Below are 18,310 nucleotides of genomic sequence, written 5' to 3'. Positions count from 1 at the left end.
CGCGCCTATGAAACGCACCGACTTCCATTATGACCTCCCCGATGAGCTGATTGCGCAGCGTCCGCTTCCTGAGCGTAGCGCTAGCCGTCTGTTGGTGCTCGACGGTGAGAGAGGTAGTACTCAGGATCTGCAGTTTGAGTCGGTGGTCGATCTACTTCAGACTGAAGATTTGCTGATTTTCAACAATACTCGAGTCATTCCAGCTCGCCTCTATGGGCAGAAAGAGAGTGGCGGCAAGGTTGAGGTGTTGATTGAGCGGGTGGTTGATGAGCACCATGCGCTGGCCCATATACGATCCAGTAAATCACCCAGGCCGGGCTCTCGTCTGCGCCTGGAGAATGCCTTTGATGTAGAGGTGACAGGTCGCCAGGATGCGTTGTTTGAGCTGCGTGTCGATTCAGAGAAGCCGCTGCTTGAGTTGCTAGATCGTCACGGTCACATCCCGCTGCCTCCCTATATAGAACGTGCTGCGGAGCAGGATGACCTATCGCGCTACCAGACAGTCTACGCCGAACGTCCTGGTGCGGTTGCAGCGCCTACGGCGGGTCTGCATTTTGATGATGAACTGCTTAAACGTATCGATGCAAAGGGAATTGAGCGCGCCTTTACCACCCTGCATGTCGGAGCCGGAACCTTCCAGCCGGTGCGTGCTGATAAGCTCGAAGATCACCTGATGCATTCAGAGCATATTGAGGTCTCTGCAGCACTGGTTGAACGGATCGAAGCCGCCCGACAGCGCGGTGGTCGCATCGTGGCGGTTGGTACCACCGTGGTGCGTGCACTCGAATCGGCCGCGCAATCGGGCAAGCTTGAACCCTACAGCGGTGAGACATCTATCTTTATCTATCCTGGCTACCGATTCCGTGTCATCGATGCATTGATTACCAACTTCCACCTGCCGGAATCGACGCTTTTAATGTTGATCTCTGCCTTCTCCGGTTATGAGAATGTAATGGCCTCCTATAGACACGCCGTTAAACAGGGCTATCGCTTCTTCAGTTATGGTGATGCGATGTTTTGTACCCCAAGTAATAAGACCGAAGAGGTGTGTCGATGAAGTTCGAAAAACTGGGAAGTGATGGTCAGGCGCGCCGCGGTCGTCTCGAGTTCCCACGTGGTAGCGTAGAGACACCTGCCTTCATGCCGGTCGGCACCTACGGTACGGTCAAATCGATGACTCCTGAGGAGATTGAGGCAATCGGCGCCGAGATCATCCTTGGTAACACCTTCCACCTGATGCTGCGTCCCGGTACCGATGTGATCAAGGCGCACGGTGATCTGCACGATTTTATGCAGTGGAAGGGGCCGATTCTGACCGACTCTGGCGGCTTCCAGGTATTCAGCCTGGGTGCGATGCGCAAGATCAAGGAGGAGGGTGTCACCTTTAAATCACCGGTCGACGGTAGCAAGGTCTTCATGGGGCCGGAGGAGTCGATGGCGGTGCAGCGTGAGCTTGGCTCTGACATCGTGATGATCTTTGATGAGTGCACCCCCTATCCGGCTACTGAGCGCGAGGCGCGTAGCTCAATGGAGCTCTCGCTGCGCTGGGCCAAGCGCTCAAAGATTGCTCATAGTGACAACCCAAACGCGCTGTTCGGTATCGTGCAGGGGGGTATGTATGCCGACCTGCGCAGGGAGTCGCTTGAGGGGTTAGTCGAGATCGGTTTCGATGGTTACGCCATCGGTGGCCTCTCGGTTGGTGAGCCGAAAGAGGAGATGCTTGCCACGCTTGAGGCGATCACCCCTGATATGCCGGAGGATCGCCCTCGCTACCTGATGGGGGTCGGTAAGCCGGAGGATATCGTCGAGGCGGTGCGTCGTGGTGTCGATATGTTCGACTGTGTCATGCCGACTCGCAATGCCCGTAATGGTCACCTCTTCACCCGCGAGGGTGTCATACGAATTCGCAACAGCGGCTATCGCTTCGATACGCGTCCGCTTGATGAACAGTGCAGTTGTTACACCTGCCAGAACTACAGTCGCGCCTACCTCAAACACCTCGATAAGTGTGGTGAGATGTTGGGGCCGCGACTGGCCACTATTCACAACCTCCACTACTACCAGGATCTGATGCGTGGATTGCGTAAAGCGATCGAGGAACAGCGCCTGGAGCAGTGGGTCGAAGCGTTCTACAAGGCGCGGTCGCAAAAGGCGCCGGGTGTGTCATAATACGTGCGTTTTGTGCGGTTGTGCCGCCACTGATTTATTAAATAACTAACTGATTATTCAGGAGTAACTATGAGTTTCTTTATCTCTGACGCAATGGCCGAAGCGGCGCCAGCAGCACAGGCGGGCGATTCCCTCATGGGAATCCTTCCGCTGGTTCTGATCTTTGTCGTTTTCTACTTCCTGCTGATTCGTCCGCAGTCGAAGCGTGCCAAGGAGCACAAGGCGATGGTTGAGGCCCTCACCAAGGGTGATGAGGTCGTAACCAATGGTGGCGTGCTAGGCAAGATCACCGAGGTTGGCGATACCTTTGCCAAGATCGAGATAGCGAAGGGTATTGAGGTACATGTTCAGCGTGGTGCAGTCGGTACGCTGATGCCCAAGGGAACAATCAAAAATCTTTAACACGGACTCTGGGGCCAAGCTCTCAACATGATGAACCGTTATCCAATCTGGAAATATCTGATCCTTATCGCCGTAGTGCTGGTCGGTGGGCTCTACGCACTCCCTAATCTCTATGGTGAGGACCCTGCCATTCAGGTCTCTGCCCGTTCAGGTGATATCGACCTGGCTGGCCAGGAACTGGTGGTACAGGCACTCAAGGGAGCCGGCATCGAAATGATGTCGAGCCGCCTGGAGGGGAATCGACTGCTGATTCGCTTTGCCAATACCGATATTCAGCTGAAGGCGGCTGAGGTGGTGCGTGAGCGCATGGGTGGGAACTACATTACTGCGCTCAACCTCGCACCCGCGACGCCTGACTGGCTGCGTGCGGTCGATGCAGAACCGATGTATCTCGGTCTCGATCTACGAGGTGGTGTCCACTTCCTGATGGAGGTCGACATGGAGGCCGCAGTCAATCAGGCGCTTGAGGGATATGTCGGTGAGCTTCGTACCCTGCTGCGCGGTGAAAAGATTGGTTATCTGACCATTCAGAAGGAACCGGATAACCTCAAGATCAAGTACCGAAATGAAGAGGAGCGCGAGAAGTCACTTTCGATCATTAAAAGTACGTTTGAAGGTCTTGATCAGGCTGAGTTGGATAGCGATAAAGGTGTTTTCCTACGACTCTCGCTCAAAGAGCAGAAGATTCGTGATATTCGCAAGCAGGCGCTGAAGCAGAATATCACCACGCTGCGAAATCGCGTCAACGAACTGGGTGTGGCCGAGCCGGTCATTCAGCAGCAGGGTGAAGAGCGCATCGTGGTTCAGCTACCGGGTGTGCAGGATACGACGCGTGCCAAGGAGATCCTTGGTGCCACCGCAACCCTCGAATTCCGCCTGGTTGAAGAGGGTAGTGACGCCTATGAGGCGAAGCGCACCGGTCGTATCCCCGCCGGAGCGCGTCTCTACTCAGAGCGTAACGGCAACCCAATTCTGCTCAAACGCCGTGTGATGCTTACCGGTGACTACATTACCGATGCGGCATCGGGTATCGAACAGCAGTCGGGTAGCCCGGCCGTCTATATCACCCTCGATGGCAAAGGCGCTGGACGCTTCAGTGAGGCGACCAAGGATAATATTGGCAAGCTGATGGCAGTGGTCTTCATCGAGAGCCGCTCCGAATCGAAGAAGATCAATGGCGAGACCGTCAAGAAGAAAGTACGTGATGCCAAGGTCATCAACGTGGCGCGTATTCGAGATCAGCTCAGCAAACGCTTTCAGATCACCGGTCTCGATAGCACCACAGAGGCACGCGATCTAGCGCTACTGCTGCGCGCTGGTGCACTGGCAGCCCCAATTGAGATCGTTGAAGAGCGTACCGTTGGACCAAGCCTTGGTAAGGACAATATCGACCAGGGCTTCGCCTCGGTGGTCATTGGTTTTGCCATGGTTCTGGTGCTGATGCTCTTCTATTACAGGGCCTTTGGCATGGTAGCCAACATGGCACTGACGTTGAATCTGGTGCTGATCGTTGCGGTTCTGTCGATGTTGCAGGCGACCCTGACCCTGCCGGGTATCGCCGGTATCGTACTGACCGTAGGTATGGCGGTTGATGCCAACGTGCTGATCTTCGAACGTATCCGTGAGGAGCTGCGGCTCGGTAACTCGCCGCAGGCGAGTATCCACTCTGGTTATGCCAAGGCGCTTTCTACCATCGCCGATGCCAACATCACCACGCTGATTGCTGCGATCGTGTTGTTTAGCTTTGGTACCGGCCCGATCAAGGGCTTCGCGGTCACGCTGTCGATCGGTATCGTTACCTCGATGTTCACTGCGATCTTCGGCACCCGTGCGGTGATCAATCTGATGTACGGTGGCCGCCGCGTCGAGAAGCTCTCGATCTAGTCCGGCATTGAATCTCTTACAGGAGTAAACATAAGCATGGCCAAGAAGCCTTTTGCTATCGACTTTATGAGCAAACGCAAGTTCGCCGTGGTGATCTCGGCGACGCTCATTCTGGTTGCGATCTTTTCACTTGCGACGCGTGGTCTTAACTTCGGTATCGATTTTACCGGCGGTACCCTGATTGAAGTGGCCTATCCCGAGTCGGTCGACCTCAAGTCGGTTCGTAGCACACTCGCCGAGGCGGGCTTTAAGGATGCCACCGCTCAGCACTTCGGTACCTCAAAGGATTTGCTAATACGCATCGCTGCCAGTGACACCGAAGGGAGTTCAGAGATCAGCAACCGCGTTCTCGAAAGACTCGATAAGGAGGCGGGCGTAAAGCTTGATATGCGTCGCGTCGAGTTTGTCGGCCCACAGGTTGGCGATGAGCTGACGGAGCAGGGCGGTCTGGCGATGTTGTTTGCCCTGATCGGTATCCTGATCTACGTAGCGCTGCGCTTTGAGTATCGCTTCGCCTTCGGTTCTGTATTTGCCCTGGTGCACGATGTAATGATCACCCTTGGCATCTTCTCATTACTGGGTATTGAATTCGATCTCACCGTATTGGCGGCAATTCTCGCCGTTATTGGTTATTCGCTCAATGACACCATTGTGGTCTTCGACCGCGTACGTGAGAACTTTCGAAGAATTCGTAAGGGTGAGCCGGTCGATGTGGTTAACACATCAATCAACGAAACGCTGGCTCGTACATTGATGACCTCTCTGACCACCATGCTGGTACTGCTGGCGCTCTTCTTCCTCGGTGGCGAGGTGATCCACTCCTTCGCCCTGGCGCTGATCATCGGTGTGGTCGTTGGTACCTACTCGTCGATCTACATCGCCAGTGCATCGGTGCTGATGCTCGGTGTCAGTAAAGAGGATCTGATGCAGGTAAAGAAAGAGGGTGTGGAACTCGACGATCTGCCTTAGCAGGTCTGTTAGCTTGATGGCACAGGGAGGTGCCGAACAGATTGTTTGTTATCGAGGTGGTCGTAGGTAGGTGATAGGAGCGTAGCTGCTGCGTTGATTGCTAGCCTGAACTGACTCGTTCGAATCAGTCTTTACCGTGCCCTTCAGGCCCTGCACGTCATGGGTTCTGTGATTATGACTATCCCACTGTTCAGGTGGAGTGATCGACAGAACCTCAAAGCCCTGCGTATTGGCCTCAAAGCCGACCATGGTTGAGAAGTCCTCAAGCCCATCCAGCACGTCACGCATCATCGTCTCCAGCGCCATGTCACTGAATTTGATTTGATAGGCAGATCTTGAAGCCATTGATGTTTCCTGGACGCTCTCAATAATGAAGTAATTCACACTCCCCTATATTGTCGTCATGGCGGCAGAAAACTTGAGCCTTAATTCCCGCTTTATCTTTGTAGGTATTCGCCACGATGAGGGTCGATGTTGCGCAGCAGTGCGCTGTAGACCTTGGGGGTTCCGGCAACGATATTGCCGCTCTCCAGATAGGTTTTTCCACCGCTGAAATCACCAACTAGACCGCCTGCCTCCTGGATTAGCAGTGCTCCTGCAGCCATGTCCCAGTTGTTGAGACCGATCTCCCAGAAACCATCAAGACGACCTGCTGCCACGTAGGCGAGGTCGAGTGCGGCGGAGCCGGGGCGGCGCATGTCAGCAACCTGACCCGATAGCGCTTTGAACATCGCAAGGTAGTTATCGAGGTGCTGTGGGTGACGGAATGGGAACCCGGTGCCGATCAGAGAACCCTCCAGGCTACGACGAGGTGTAACGCGAATACGACGATTATTCAGCTGCGCCCCTTTGCCACGGCTGGCAGAGAAGATCTCCTGGCGCATAGGGTCAAATACCACGGCCTGCTCGATCTTGTCGTTGTAGCGCAGTGCGATAGAGACGGCGAACTGTGGGAAGCCGTGCAGGTAATTGGTGGTGCCATCGAGGGGGTCGATAATCCACTGATACTCATTACCCTCAGTAAGACCAGACTCCTCAGCAAGGATCGAGTGTTCTGGATAGGCCTTGCGCAGAACCTTGATGATCTCCTCTTCAGTCTGACGATCGACCTCAGTGACAAAGTCGTTGCGCTGCTTATTCTCAATCGAGAGATCGTCGATGCGATCGATATAGCGAAGAATGGTGTTGCCACCAGCGCGAGCCGCGTTAACAGCGATATTGAGCATCGGATGCATGAAAGATTTCCACTTAGGGTAGTTCGGAGCGGCGCCAAGCATACCAAAGAACCGGGGGCGGTGTTAGAGTGTTTGCCCGAAAAAAAACGCGTGAAAAGAGGGGCGTAAGTGCAGATGGAGTCGGTTCGCATAGTACTGGTCAATACCTCCCATCCCGGAAATATCGGAGCGGCGGCACGGGCAATGAAGAATATGGGGTTGGCCCAACTCTATCTGGTGTCGCCCGAGAGCTATCCCCATGCTGAGGCAACGGCGCGTGCGTCAGGGGCTGATAATTTGCTTGCAGATGCCGTTGTCTGTCGCTCACTTGAAGAGGCATTGGTCGGAACCAATCTGGTAGTTGGGCTGAGTGCGCGCCCTCGTAATCTTAGCTGTGAGCAGCTCTCGCTGCGTGAATCTGCGGCAAAAACAGTCGAGATTGCTACCAGTGGGCAGACGGCCTTCGTTTTTGGTCGTGAACGGACCGGGCTGCTGAACGAGGAGCTCGACCTCTGTCACTACCTGGTCCATATCCCCACCAATCCCGATTTCAGCTCACTTAATGTCGCTGCTGCTGTTCAGGTGGTGAGTTATGAGCTGCGCATGGCCTTTCTCGAGGCTGTGGATAATCAGGGTAGTGAGGTTGAGCTGCCGAGCTATGCCGATTCAGACGCGGTAGAACGCCTCTATGCGCATCTCGAAAACATCATGATAAAGACCGAATTTCTCAATCCAGATAATCCTCGATTGCTGATGCGTCGAGTACGCAGGCTCTTCAATAGAGCTCGGTTAGAGCAGGACGAGGTGCAGATTCTGCGCGGTCTCCTCACCTCGATAGAGAAAAAACTCTAGCTGCGTCCCTAGAAACTATGCGGTTAATAACCATGAAACCTAGTGGAGTATAGGGATTTGGTGTACTATACCCAACATAGCAGCTCAGGAATGGACGAGTGCCTTTCTCGCGAGTCTGCATATTGGCTGGTTTGAAGTCTATTTTGGTGGTTCTAGGTAGCTGAATGTTCTCTCGTATTAGCGAAGATATCCGATGCATATTTGAACGCGATCCAGCTGCGCGCAATATCTTTGAAATACTGACCACCTATCCCGGTCTCCACGCCATCATTTTTCATCGCATTAGTCACGGTCTATGGAATCTTGGCCTGAAGTGGTTGGCGCGTTTCCTCTCCGGCGTTGCGCGTTGGTTCACCGGTATCGAGATCCATCCCGGCGCACAGATCGGACAACGTTTCTTTATTGACCACGGTATGGGCGTCGTAATCGGTGAGACTGCAGAAATCGGTAACGACTGCACCCTCTACCACGGCGTTACACTAGGCGGAACCAGCTGGCAGAAGGGTAAGCGCCACCCGACCCTGGGTAATAACGTGGTTGTAGGTGCAGGTGCAAAGATTCTTGGTCCCATTGAGATTGGTGATGGGGCCCGTATCGGTTCAAACGCGGTAGCGCTTAAGGCGGTCCCAGCCGATGCCACGGTCGTTGGTGTTCCGGGACGCATCGTGACGAAGAAAGAAGCAATCATTAAGGATGAAAAGCGTCAGGCCATAGCCGAGAAGATGGGCTTCGATGCCTACGGTATGCCACACGACATGCCTGATCCGGTCGCTCATGCGATCAACTGTATGCTCGATCATATGCATGCGATGGATGACCGTCTTGAAGGGATGTGTAAATCGATGAAGAGCCTGGGTGCAGAGCTCTCTGAGATGGATTTGCCCGAGATCGACTCGTGTGAAATAAGCAGCGCTGCTGAACGATCAGAAGGGGATGATGGTGAGGCTCCAATCGAGAAGATAGACGAGAGTAAAATAGTTGACTAAAACTCTCGGGTATGGTCTTCTACATATAGATATAAGTAACTAAAGGAAGGATATTGCAATGAGGCTGACTACTAAAGGTCGTTATGCGGTGACGGCAATGCTCGATCTGGCCCTCCATTATAAAGATGGCCCGATCACGCTCGCCGATATCTCATCTCGGCAGGGTATTTCACTCTCCTATCTGGAGCAGCTCTTCTCACGCCTGCGTAAGAATGGCCTGGTAGATAGTACTCGTGGACCGGGTGGCGGTTATCGACTCAGCCGTCCTGCGGCAGAGATCGCTGTAGCATCGGTTATCAGTGCGGTTGATGAAACGGTTGATACCACCAAGTGTGGTGGTCTGGGTAACTGTAAGGACAATGAGCCTTGCCTGACCCACGATCTCTGGACCGATCTGAGTAACCAGATTCACGACTTCCTGAGCAACATCTCTCTTGGGCAGCTGGTTGAGCGTTGTAATAACAGCTCTGAGACTGCTGATCAGGGCGAGCAGCGAGTCGCATTTAACGGTTGAGCGGGGCGACTTCGGTCGCAGTTGGAGTAGCTGATGACACTCTATCTGGACCATAACGCAACCACGCCGCTCGATGAGCGGGTGCTTGAAGCGATGCTCCCCTACCTACGGGGGAGTTGTGGCAACCCGTCGAGCCGTCACCTTCAAGGACGGTTGGCTCGAAGTGCAATCGATCAGGCGCGCGAGCAGGTAGCTGCACTGGTTAATGCCCATCCGGGGCAGGTGATCTTCACCTCCGGTGGGACCGAGGCGAATAACCTCGCGTTCAAGGGTATGGCGGAGAGATGCTCGCCGGGCAGGATTGCAGTCAGCGCAGTCGAGCATCCCTCGGTGCTGGAACCGGCTGAGCGGTTAGCGCGGCACGACTGGCAGATCGACAGCATCGGTGTTGATAGTGATGGTCGGCTCAGATTGGAAGCGCTAGAACGTCTATTGCATCAGGCCGATCTGAAACTGATCTCGATCATGTTGGCTAACAACGAGACCGGTACAATTCAGGATCTCAATTCCATCAAGGAGACGATGGCGGAGTGCGGCGCACTACTGCATAGCGATGCTGTGCAAGCAGTGGGCAAGATGGAGGTCGATTTCCGTCGACTGGGCGTTGATTTGATGACGCTCTCATCGCACAAGATCTACGGTCCCAAAGGGGCGGGTGCGTTGATCGCCGATCGCTCAGTGGGGCTTGAGGCACAGATGGATGGCGGTGGCCAGGAACGAGGGCTGCGCGCCGGCACAGAGAATGTGGCTGCAATTGTCGGTTTCGGCCGAGCAGCAGAGCTGGCTCTCAGTGAGCTTCAGGCCAACAGCACTCACATGCTGGAGCTGAGAAACTATCTGGAGTCGAAGCTGGCTGAGATGAGTGGAGTTGTCTGCTTTGCTCAGCAGGCGGAGCGACTACCCAATACGCTCTTCATGAGCGTGGCTGGGGTCGATGGCGAGATGCTGCTGATGCAGATGGATCGTCACGATACAGCGATTTCGAGTGGTTCGGCCTGCGCCAGTGGTAAGACCGAACCGAGCCATGTACTGGTGGCAATGGGGGTTGATAAGGGACTTGCGCGTGGCGCAGTTCGTATCAGCCTCGGAAAGAATAGTAGTCGTGAGGATGTCGATAGTTTCTGTCGGCTCCTGGCGAAGGTAACGGACGAGATGGCACAGATGGGCGCGATGATGGCCAACGGCTAATGCGCAGTGCTAACGATTAAACGAGCTATTGCAAGGTGAAGTGATGAGCGAATTGAAACTGCCTATCTATCTGGATTACAGCGCAACCACGCCGGTCGACCCGCGTGTTGCTGATTTAATGTGTAGCTACCTAAAGCCCGACGGCATCTTTGGTAACCCCGCATCGCGCTCTCACACATTCGGCTGGAAGGCTGATGAGGGGGTGACCAAGGCGCGTGCTGATGTGGCAGCGCTGATCAATGCCAATCCGAAGGAGATCGTCTGGACCTCGGGTGCAACCGAGTCAAATAACCTCGCGATCAAAGGCGTGGCCAACTTCTACAAAAAGAAGGGCAACCACATCATTACCTGCAAGACCGAACATAAGGCGGTACTCGATACCTGTCGTCAGCTTGAGCGTGAAGGGTGTGAAATCACCTATCTCGATCCAGAGGAGAATGGTCTGGTCGATCTTGAGAAGCTCAAGGCGGCCATGCGTGATGAAACCATTCTGGTCTCACTGATGCATGTTAATAACGAGATCGGCGTTATCCAGGATATCGAGGCGATCGGTGAACTGACCCGTGAGCGTGGGATCATCTTCCACGTCGATGCCGCGCAGAGCGCTGGCAAGGTGCCGATCGATATGGAGAAGCTCAAGGTCGACCTGATGTCCTTCTCTGCACACAAAATCTACGGACCCAAGGGTATCGGTGCGCTCTATGTGCGTCGTAAACCACGCATCCGTCTTGAGGCTCAGATTCACGGTGGTGGCCATGAGCGTGGCATGCGCTCTGGCACCCTGGCGACACACCAGATCGTCGGCATGGGTGAGGCGTTCCGTATCGCCAAGGAAGAGATGGCCTCTGAGAATGAGCGCCTGATGACGCTGCGTAATCGACTCTGGGACGGCTTCAAAGATATGGAAGAGGTCTACCTCAACGGTGATGAGACGCATCGTATTGCCGGCAATCTGAATGTCAGTTTCAACTTCGTTGAGGGTGAGTCACTGATGATGGCGCTGAAGGATCTCGCCGTCTCATCCGGTTCGGCCTGCACCTCCGCAAGCCTCGAGCCCTCCTATGTGCTGCGCGCACTGGGGCGTAATGATGAACTGGCACACAGCTCGATTCGTTTCACGCTGGGTCGCTTTACCACCAGTGAAGATGTTGAGTACACCATCGATCTGGTTCGCGAGCAGGTGAACAAGCTGCGCGAACTCTCTCCACTGTGGGAGATGTTCAAAGATGGTGTCGATCTTTCAAAAGTACAGTGGGCTGCCCACTAGGGCGCCCGGTTTAGAGGAGAATAGTCATGTCTTATAGCGAAAAGGTTTTGGATCACTACGAGAACCCCCGCAACGTCGGCTCCTTCGAGAAGGATGACAGTGATGTTGGTACCGGTATGGTCGGAGCGCCTGCCTGTGGTGATGTTATGAAGCTGCAGATCAAGGTCAATGAGGAGGGGGTGATCGAAGATGCCCGCTTTAAGACCTACGGTTGCGGTTCAGCCATTGCGTCAAGCTCGCTACTGACCGAGTGGGTCAAGGGTAAGACCCTCGATCAGGCCAAAGAGATAAAGAACACCGATATTGCTGAAGAGCTGGCACTGCCCCCCGTTAAGGTTCACTGCTCGGTCCTGGCTGAAGATGCAATCAAGGCAGCGATTGACGACTACATGGTTAAGCAGGACGATTAGTCTGTTAAATCGACTGGTTGGAACAAACTGGTAGAGGTGGATGTAAGACGATGGGTATTACGGTGACAGAGGCCGCTGCAGAGCGGGTACGCAAATTTCTCGATAATCGCGGTTCGGGCGAAGGTGTTCGACTCGGAGTGAAGACCTCCGGCTGTTCGGGAATGGCCTACGTACTAGAGTTTGTCGATTCGATTGAGGAAGAGGATAGCGTCTTTGAGCAGCACGGTATCAAGGTCATCATCGATCCGAAGAGTCTCGTCTACCTGGAAGGAACCGAGCTTGACTACGGTAAGGAGGGGTTGAATGAAGGCTTCCAGTTCAACAATCCCAATGTCAAAGACAGCTGCGGCTGTGGTGAGAGCTTTACCGTCTAACCCGCGGAGAAGGCTGCGCCATGGATCTCGCACAAAACTACTTCGAACTCTTCGGGCTACCGATCAGCTTCGACCTCGATAGCACCGCACTCTCAGCCCGCTACCGCGAGCTGCAGAACGCGGCTCACCCCGACCGTTTCGCCACTGGCTCCGATCAGGAACGGCTGCTATCAATGCAGCAGGCAACACTGATCAATGAGGCCTTTGAGGCGCTCAAACGCCCAATGAGTCGCGCAGAATATCTCCTCGGTCTCTCTGGTGTTGAGCTGGAGGATGAGAGCAATACCGTCATGGATCCGATGTTCCTGATGGAGCAGATGGAGCTGCGTGAACGGCTCGCCGAGGTGCGCGCCAGCAGCGACCCAATGGGGGAGGTGGGCGAGATTCTGACTCACCTGAACAAGCAAGTCGCTGAGATGAGCAGTGAGATCAGTGGTCGTTTTGCCTCTGGTGGAGAGCATGATCTGCTGGTGATTCGCGACACGCTGCGCAAGATGCAGTTTCTACGTCGTCTTGAGGACGAGACTGGGGCACTCGAGGCCGATCTCGAGGATGAGCTCTACTGAGATCCTCGCTTGTCGGTTATGATACGCCGCGCAAATAATCTACTGGAAACAATATGGCACTGTTGCAAATTGCAGAACCGGGCGAGTCAACGGCCCCCCACCAACACCGGTTAGCGGTAGGCATCGATCTGGGTACCACCAACTCGCTGGTGGCCTCGGTACGTAGTGGTGAGGCGGTCACCCTGACCGATGAGCAGGATCACGCCATTCTTCCTTCTGTAGTTCGCTATCTTGGCGAGGGCGAGATCGTTGTCGGTGAGACAGCGCGTGCCGCAGCCAGTACCGACCCGATGAATACCATCTCATCGATCAAACGTTATCTTGGACGGCCGCTTGCAGATGCCTGTCGTCACTGTACCCATCTTCCCTATGATTTTATTGAGGTCGATTCGACCGTACCGAGAATCCGCACCGTTGGTGGTGATGTGACACCAGTAGAGGTCTCGGCAGAAATTCTTAAACAGCTCAAAAAACGCGCCATCGATTCGCTCGGTGGTGACCTTACTGGCGTGGTGATCACTGTGCCGGCCTATTTTGATGATGCACAGCGCCAGGCGACCAAGGATGCGGCACAGATCGCCGGTTTGAATGTACTGCGTCTGCTCAATGAGCCGACTGCCGCCGCTGTTGCCTATGGACTCGACCAGAGTGGTGATGGCGTTATTGCCGTCTACGATCTGGGTGGCGGAACCTTCGATATTTCGATACTACGTCTCAATCGAGGTGTCTTTGAGGTGCTCTCAACCGGTGGCGATACCGCACTCGGTGGTGACGATCTCGATCATGCGATTGCCGAGTGGATTCGCGATATGGCGGAGATTGAGGTAGGTGAAGATCGTTCACTCTCACGTCGTATGCTCAATGCTGCCTGTGCCGCCAAGGAGCAGCTAACCGACCGGGATACGGCTGAGATTGATGTCGAGCTGAAGGATGGTAAACATTGGCAGGGTACGCTCACCGTCGAACTATTTAATTCACTGGTTGATCCACTGATTAAGAAAACCCTCAGCACCTGCCGTAGAACGGTGCGTGATGCCGGTATCGCCTTTGATGAGATCGTCGAGGTGGTGATGGTCGGTGGTTCGACCCGTGTGCCGCGTGTACGCGAGCAGGTGGGAGAGTTGTTTGGCCGCGAACCGCATGTCGACATCGATCCCGATCAGGTAGTCGCCATCGGTGCGGCGCTGCAGGCTGATGTGCTGGCTGGTAACAAACCCAACGATGAGATGTTGCTGCTCGACGTCATTCCACTCTCGCTCGGTATTGAGATGATGGGTGGGCTGGTCGAGAAGATTATTCCTCGTAACACCACCATCCCTGTAGCCCGTGCTCAGGAGTTCACCACCTACAAAGATGGTCAGACGGCAATGGCAGTGCATGTACTACAGGGTGAACGCGAACTGGTGGTCGACAACCGTTCGTTGGCCCGTTTTGAGCTGCGCGGTATCCCACCTGTGGCAGCCGGTGCGGCACGCATTCGCGTTACCTTCCAGGTAGATGCCGATGGACTACTGAGTGTCTCGGCACAGGAGCAGGTCAGTGGGGTTGAGTCGAGCGTGCAGGTCAAACCCTCCTATGGCCTGAGCGATAACGAAGTCGCGCAGATGTTGAAAGACTCCTACGATCACGCCAGTGACGATATGGAGGCGCGTAAACTACGTGAGCAGCAGGTCGAGGCGGGCCGTGTGGTTGAGGCGCTGCAGGCTGCGCTGGCAAAGGATGGTGACCAGTTACTCAACAGCGAGGAGCGTGCCGTAATCGATGCATCTCTTGCTGAGCTGATCAGTCTGACCGAAGAGAGCAGTGACCAGCGTAAGATCAAACGTTCGATCGAGTCGCTGGAGAAGAGCTGCTCTGAGTATGTCGAGCGCCGCATGAATAGTAATATTCAGAAGGCGATGGCCGGACACAGTGTCGATGAGTTTGAAGCGGGCAGTTAGTGCCTGGCTGAATTGAAAGGATTAGGAAGAAGATCATGCCGCAACTGATGTTTTTACCCCATGAAGAGCTCTGCCCCGATGGTGCTGCCTTTGAAGCGGAATCGGGCATTACGATCTGTGATGCGGCACTTGCTAATGGCATTGATATCGAGCACGCCTGTGAAAAGTCATGCGCCTGCACCACCTGTCACGTCCATATTCGCGAAGGTGGTGATCTCAATGAGGCGACCGATGATGAGGATGACCTGCTCGATAAGGCGTGGGGACTCGATCCTGACTCGCGCCTCAGCTGTCAGACGGTGATTGGTAGTGAAGATCTGGTCATCGAAATTCCCAAATACACCATCAACATGGTCTCAGAGACACACTAAAGGCCGGTTGGCAATTAACAAGGTGAGAGTATGAGTCTGAAATGGCTGGATGTTCTGGAGATCGCGATTCAACTTGATGAGAAGCATCCCGATGTCGATCCGAAGACGGTCCGTTTTGTCGACCTGCATAACTGGGTTGTTGATCTCGAAGAGTTCGATGACGATCACGATCACGGTGGTGAGAAGGTACTCGAAGCGATCCAGATGACATGGATAGAAGAGCGAGATTGACCCTCTTCCGTGCCTTGAAATGGTGACGCCTCCGTGTTGACGGTGATTGCCTGAAATGACGCGTAAGAGTAGAATATATAAGGTGATTTTTAGTAAACCCGCGTTTTCGCGGGTTTACGCTATTTAGGGCGACCAGAAATGAGTCGTATCCCAGTCGTCGATACCCTGAGAAGTCTTTAAAGCCAGTTGAACAGCGAAACCAAAATTAACCTCCTCGACTTCGACCTTCAGGGTATGAGGGAGTACTTCGCCGCGCTAGGTGAGAAGCCTTTTCGTGCTACCCAGGTGATGAAGTGGATCTACCACTTCGGTATCACCGACTTCGATGAGATGAGCAACCTGAGTAAGGTGCTGCGTGAGCGACTTAAGGTGGAGGCCGAAGTGCGTCTGCCAGAGATCGCCTCCGACCATCTCTCTCAGGATCACTCTCGCAAATGGCTGTTCCGTCTCGAAGATGGAAACTGCATCGAAACCGTCTTTATTCCCGTGGATGGGCGTGGAACCCTGTGTGTCTCCTCTCAGGTCGGGTGTAGCCTCAACTGCAGCTTCTGCTCCACGGCGCAGCAGGGTTTTAACCGCAACCTCACCACTGGCGAGATCATCGGTCAGGTGCTCGCCGCCAGCATCGCCATCGGCATCTCGGAAAATCGCGGTGAACGCGCCATCACCAATGTGGTGTTGATGGGAATGGGTGAGCCGCTGCTTAACGTCGATAACGTCGTCCCTGCAATGCGCCTGATGATGGAAGACAATGCCTTTGGCCTCTCCAAACGTCGTGTCACCCTCAGTACTTCGGGGCTAGTGCCAGCAATGGATCAGCTGAGCGAGACCATTGATGTCAGTCTTGCCGTCTCGCTGCACGCCACCAATGATGAGCTGCGTGATGAGCTGGTACCGATCAACAAGAAGTATCCGATTGCAGAATTGATGGAAGCGTGCCGCCGTTATGCGGTTGGAGCGCCACACGGAAAGATTACGATGGAGTACGTAATGATCGATGGAGTGAATGACTCGGAGGCAGAGGCGCGTGAGCTGGCAAAGTTGCTCAAGGATGTCCCCTCCAAGGTTAATCTGATTCCCTTCAACCCCTTTCCAGGTAGTGACTACCGTAGCTCTTCAGATCGGACGGTAAGACGTTTCCAGGAGATCCTGATCGATGCCGGTCACATTACCGTGACACGCAGAACCCGCGGTGACGATATCGATGCCGCCTGTGGACAGCTGGCGGGTCGGGTGCAGGATCGTACCCGCCGTACGCAGAAGCTGAAGCTGGAGCGTTCGGCATGAGCAGAGTCGCAGTGGTTCTGGTAATGGTGAGTGCACTATTGGTTGGTTGTGCTTCTGATTCAAGCAAGAGCGAGGCGCCGGAGCAGGGGCGTGACCAGCAGGTTGCACAGCTCAATCTGCAGCTTGGTATTAACTACATGCGCAGTGGTGACAATGGTCAGGCAATGGAGAAACTGCAGCGCTCACTGGCACATGATCAGAGTAACGCTGTGACCCACTCGACCATCGCGCTGCTCTATAGCCGCCTGCGTGATAACCCTAAGGCAGAACACCACTATCAGCGCTCGATCGCGTTGAATCCAGATGATGCGATGACTCGTGCCAATTTCGGTAGTTTCCTCTGCAGCCGTGGGAGTTATCGTAAAGCGGTCGAGCAGTATCAGCGCGCCTGGAGCAATCCAGCCAACCGCCAACCTGAGGTTGCTTATGCCTCTGCTGGTATCTGTCTCAGCAGTAGTGGCGATAAAGTGCGAGCAGAGCAGTACCTGCGTAAGGCACTTGAGATCAATAAACGCTATCCGCTGGCGCTGATGCAGATGGCAGAGCTGACCTTCAAGAGCAAGAAATATTTGAGTGCGCGCGCTTATCTACAGCGCCTCGGTGCACCGGCACAGCTCGGTGAGCGTGCGCTCTATATCGGATTCCATGCTGAAAACAGTCTTGGCGATAAAGAAATGGCCCGCAGATACCGGGGGGAGCTCTTCAAGCGATACCCTGGGTCAGAAGAGGCCAGAAAACTGCAGGGGGAGGATGATGAGTACAGAAGAGGGGTTGGAGAAAGATAACGCGACAGCAGGTGGTGCCGATGTAGGGCGTCAGCTGCAACAGGCACGCGAAGCACAGGAGATGAGCATCGCGGATGCCGCAAGCCACCTACGACTTACGCGTGATGTGGTCGAGGCGCTTGAAGCGGGTAGCTGTGAGGTGTTGCCTGCACCGGCCTTTGTTCGAGGTTATCTACGCAGTTACGCACGACTGCTGTCGATCGACGAGGAGCGGATTGTAACGGCCTATAACGCCACCTGTGGCGAGGCGCCCGAGCTCTCGTTTCACAAGGCGGGTGCGGAGCAGCTACTGCGCTGGAAAAGATATGCGACCTTCGCGGTAGTCGGTATCGTGGTGGTGTTACTGGCAATAGTCGGTAGCAACATGCTTGAGGGTGAAGAGAACGATGAGGTGACGGCAAAGGTTGAAGAGGAGCCTGTGTCGCAGCTTAGCGAGACCTTTCAACCGGTGGCGATGATCATTGAACAGGCTGAGGCGGCTGAGGTTGAGCCTGTCGAACCGATAGTCGCTGAGAAAGCCCTGGTTGTTGAGGCTCCTGAAGTTGCTGAACCAGAGCCAGTCGCCCCGGCCGTTAGTGAGCCTGTGGTTGTAGCCGCATTGATTGAGAGTCCACCGGTTGTTACCGAAAAGGTGGCAGAGGTGATTGCGCCAGCGCCTACAGGGGCAGTGCTCAAGCTCAGCTTCAGCGGAGATAGCTGGGTGGTTGTGCATGATGCCTCCGGCAAGCGACGCATGTATGACATGGGCACCTCGAAACGTGCAAGAGAGATTAACGGCCCGGCACCGTTCAGGGTTTTCCTTGGAAAGGCCGACGTGGTTGCAGTAGAGATTGATGGGGAGTCATTTGATCACCGCCCCTTTATTGAAGGTGATCTGGCACGTTTTGAAGTGGGCAGTTAA

Annotated in this window: 21 protein-coding genes; 19 read left to right on the top strand and 2 right to left on the bottom strand. The window is 54.6% G+C overall.

Going from position 1 to position 18,310, the window contains the following annotated elements; genetic code table 11:
- Window positions 1–7: 7 nt before the first annotated feature.
- The 5 genes from queA to secF all read left to right on the top strand — a co-directional run bounded on the left by queA (window position 8) and on the right by secF (window position 5,424).
- The gene (gene queA, locus HUE57_RS13905; protein WP_078482203.1) at window positions 8–1,057 is read left to right on the top strand and encodes a tRNA preQ1(34) S-adenosylmethionine ribosyltransferase-isomerase QueA; all 1,050 of its coding nucleotides are present in this window, start codon (window positions 8–10) and stop codon (window positions 1,055–1,057) included.
- The gene (gene tgt, locus HUE57_RS13900; RefSeq protein WP_078482204.1) at window positions 1,054–2,169 is read left to right on the top strand and encodes a tRNA guanosine(34) transglycosylase Tgt; all 1,116 of its coding nucleotides are present in this window, start codon (window positions 1,054–1,056) and stop codon (window positions 2,167–2,169) included. Before queA ends, tgt begins: the two co-directional genes overlap by 4 nt.
- Before the next feature lie 69 nt (window positions 2,170–2,238).
- On the top strand, window positions 2,239–2,571 hold the full coding sequence (gene yajC / locus HUE57_RS13895; protein ID WP_078482205.1) for a preprotein translocase subunit YajC: 333 nt from the start codon (window positions 2,239–2,241) through the stop codon (window positions 2,569–2,571).
- Between the two features lie 30 nt (window positions 2,572–2,601).
- Entirely contained in the window at window positions 2,602–4,455 is a 1,854-nt protein-coding gene (gene secD / locus HUE57_RS13890) for a protein translocase subunit SecD (protein ID WP_078482267.1), read from the top strand.
- Between the two features lie 30 nt (window positions 4,456–4,485).
- Window positions 4,486–5,424 carry a protein translocase subunit SecF gene (gene secF, locus HUE57_RS13885; protein ID WP_078482206.1) on the top strand — a complete coding sequence of 313 codons (939 nt, stop codon included), beginning with the start codon at window positions 4,486–4,488 and terminating at the stop codon, window positions 5,422–5,424.
- 48 nt (window positions 5,425–5,472) lie between these two features.
- Here the strand turns inward: secF and HUE57_RS13880 are convergent, their stop codons facing one another.
- Both HUE57_RS13880 and suhB read right to left on the bottom strand, forming a co-directional pair.
- On the bottom strand, window positions 5,473–5,769 hold the full coding sequence (locus tag HUE57_RS13880) for a hypothetical protein (RefSeq protein ID WP_078482207.1): 297 nt from the start codon (window positions 5,767–5,769) through the stop codon (window positions 5,473–5,475).
- Window positions 5,770–5,861: 92 nt separating this feature from the next.
- Window positions 5,862–6,659, bottom strand: a complete 798-nt coding sequence (gene suhB / locus HUE57_RS13875) for an inositol-1-monophosphatase (protein ID WP_078482208.1) — start codon at window positions 6,657–6,659, stop codon at window positions 5,862–5,864.
- A 114-nt stretch (window positions 6,660–6,773) separates the two neighbouring features.
- Here suhB and HUE57_RS13870 point away from each other — a divergent pair, with 114 nt between their 5' ends.
- The 14 genes from HUE57_RS13870 (at window position 6,774) to HUE57_RS13805 (ending at window position 18,310) form a co-directional block, all read left to right on the top strand.
- Window positions 6,774–7,490 (top strand): RNA methyltransferase, encoded by a 717-nt coding sequence (locus HUE57_RS13870; protein WP_078482209.1) that lies wholly within the window; start codon window positions 6,774–6,776, stop codon window positions 7,488–7,490.
- Between the two features lie 164 nt (window positions 7,491–7,654).
- Complete coding sequence (gene cysE, locus HUE57_RS13865) at window positions 7,655–8,476, top strand: serine O-acetyltransferase (protein ID WP_078482210.1); 822 nt, start codon at window positions 7,655–7,657, stop codon at window positions 8,474–8,476.
- Window positions 8,477–8,534: 58 nt separating this feature from the next.
- Window positions 8,535–8,990 carry a Fe-S cluster assembly transcriptional regulator IscR gene (gene iscR, locus HUE57_RS13860; RefSeq protein ID WP_078482211.1) on the top strand — a complete coding sequence of 152 codons (456 nt, stop codon included), beginning with the start codon at window positions 8,535–8,537 and terminating at the stop codon, window positions 8,988–8,990.
- Between the two features lie 33 nt (window positions 8,991–9,023).
- Window positions 9,024–10,178 (top strand): cysteine desulfurase family protein, encoded by a 1,155-nt coding sequence (locus HUE57_RS13855; protein WP_078482212.1) that lies wholly within the window; start codon window positions 9,024–9,026, stop codon window positions 10,176–10,178.
- A gap of 43 nt (window positions 10,179–10,221) precedes the next feature.
- Window positions 10,222–11,445 (top strand): IscS subfamily cysteine desulfurase, encoded by a 1,224-nt coding sequence (locus tag HUE57_RS13850; protein WP_078482213.1) that lies wholly within the window; start codon window positions 10,222–10,224, stop codon window positions 11,443–11,445.
- 26 nt (window positions 11,446–11,471) lie between these two features.
- Complete coding sequence (gene iscU, locus HUE57_RS13845; protein WP_078482214.1) at window positions 11,472–11,855, top strand: Fe-S cluster assembly scaffold IscU; 384 nt, start codon at window positions 11,472–11,474, stop codon at window positions 11,853–11,855.
- A gap of 50 nt (window positions 11,856–11,905) precedes the next feature.
- On the top strand, window positions 11,906–12,229 hold the full coding sequence (gene iscA, locus HUE57_RS13840; RefSeq protein WP_078482215.1) for an iron-sulfur cluster assembly protein IscA: 324 nt from the start codon (window positions 11,906–11,908) through the stop codon (window positions 12,227–12,229).
- A 20-nt stretch (window positions 12,230–12,249) separates the two neighbouring features.
- Complete coding sequence (hscB, locus tag HUE57_RS13835; RefSeq protein ID WP_078482216.1) at window positions 12,250–12,795, top strand: Fe-S protein assembly co-chaperone HscB; 546 nt, start codon at window positions 12,250–12,252, stop codon at window positions 12,793–12,795.
- A gap of 53 nt (window positions 12,796–12,848) precedes the next feature.
- Window positions 12,849–14,735, top strand: coding sequence for a Fe-S protein assembly chaperone HscA (gene hscA, locus HUE57_RS13830; RefSeq protein WP_078482217.1), 1,887 nt, complete (start codon window positions 12,849–12,851; stop codon window positions 14,733–14,735).
- A gap of 35 nt (window positions 14,736–14,770) precedes the next feature.
- A complete protein-coding gene (gene fdx, locus HUE57_RS13825) occupies window positions 14,771–15,106 on the top strand; it encodes an ISC system 2Fe-2S type ferredoxin (protein ID WP_078482218.1) in 336 nt (111 codons plus the stop codon).
- Between the two features lie 30 nt (window positions 15,107–15,136).
- Window positions 15,137–15,337 carry a Fe-S cluster assembly protein IscX gene (gene iscX / locus HUE57_RS13820; protein WP_078482219.1) on the top strand — a complete coding sequence of 67 codons (201 nt, stop codon included), beginning with the start codon at window positions 15,137–15,139 and terminating at the stop codon, window positions 15,335–15,337.
- A gap of 186 nt (window positions 15,338–15,523) precedes the next feature.
- Window positions 15,524–16,624, top strand: a complete 1,101-nt coding sequence (gene rlmN, locus HUE57_RS13815) for a dual-specificity RNA methyltransferase RlmN (protein ID WP_078482220.1) — start codon at window positions 15,524–15,526, stop codon at window positions 16,622–16,624.
- Entirely contained in the window at window positions 16,621–17,409 is a 789-nt protein-coding gene (gene pilW / locus HUE57_RS13810) for a type IV pilus biogenesis/stability protein PilW (RefSeq protein WP_078482221.1), read from the top strand. Before rlmN ends, pilW begins: the two co-directional genes overlap by 4 nt.
- Window positions 17,375–18,310 (top strand): RodZ domain-containing protein, encoded by a 936-nt coding sequence (locus HUE57_RS13805; RefSeq protein WP_172840048.1) that lies wholly within the window; start codon window positions 17,375–17,377, stop codon window positions 18,308–18,310. The genes pilW and HUE57_RS13805 overlap by 35 nt, the downstream gene beginning before the upstream one ends.

The sequence above is a fragment of the Candidatus Reidiella endopervernicosa genome (assembly GCF_013343005.1).
Lineage (GTDB): Bacteria > Pseudomonadota > Gammaproteobacteria.
Note: the sequence above shows the minus strand (reverse complement) of the source record. Positions and strands in the feature narration are given on the sequence as shown.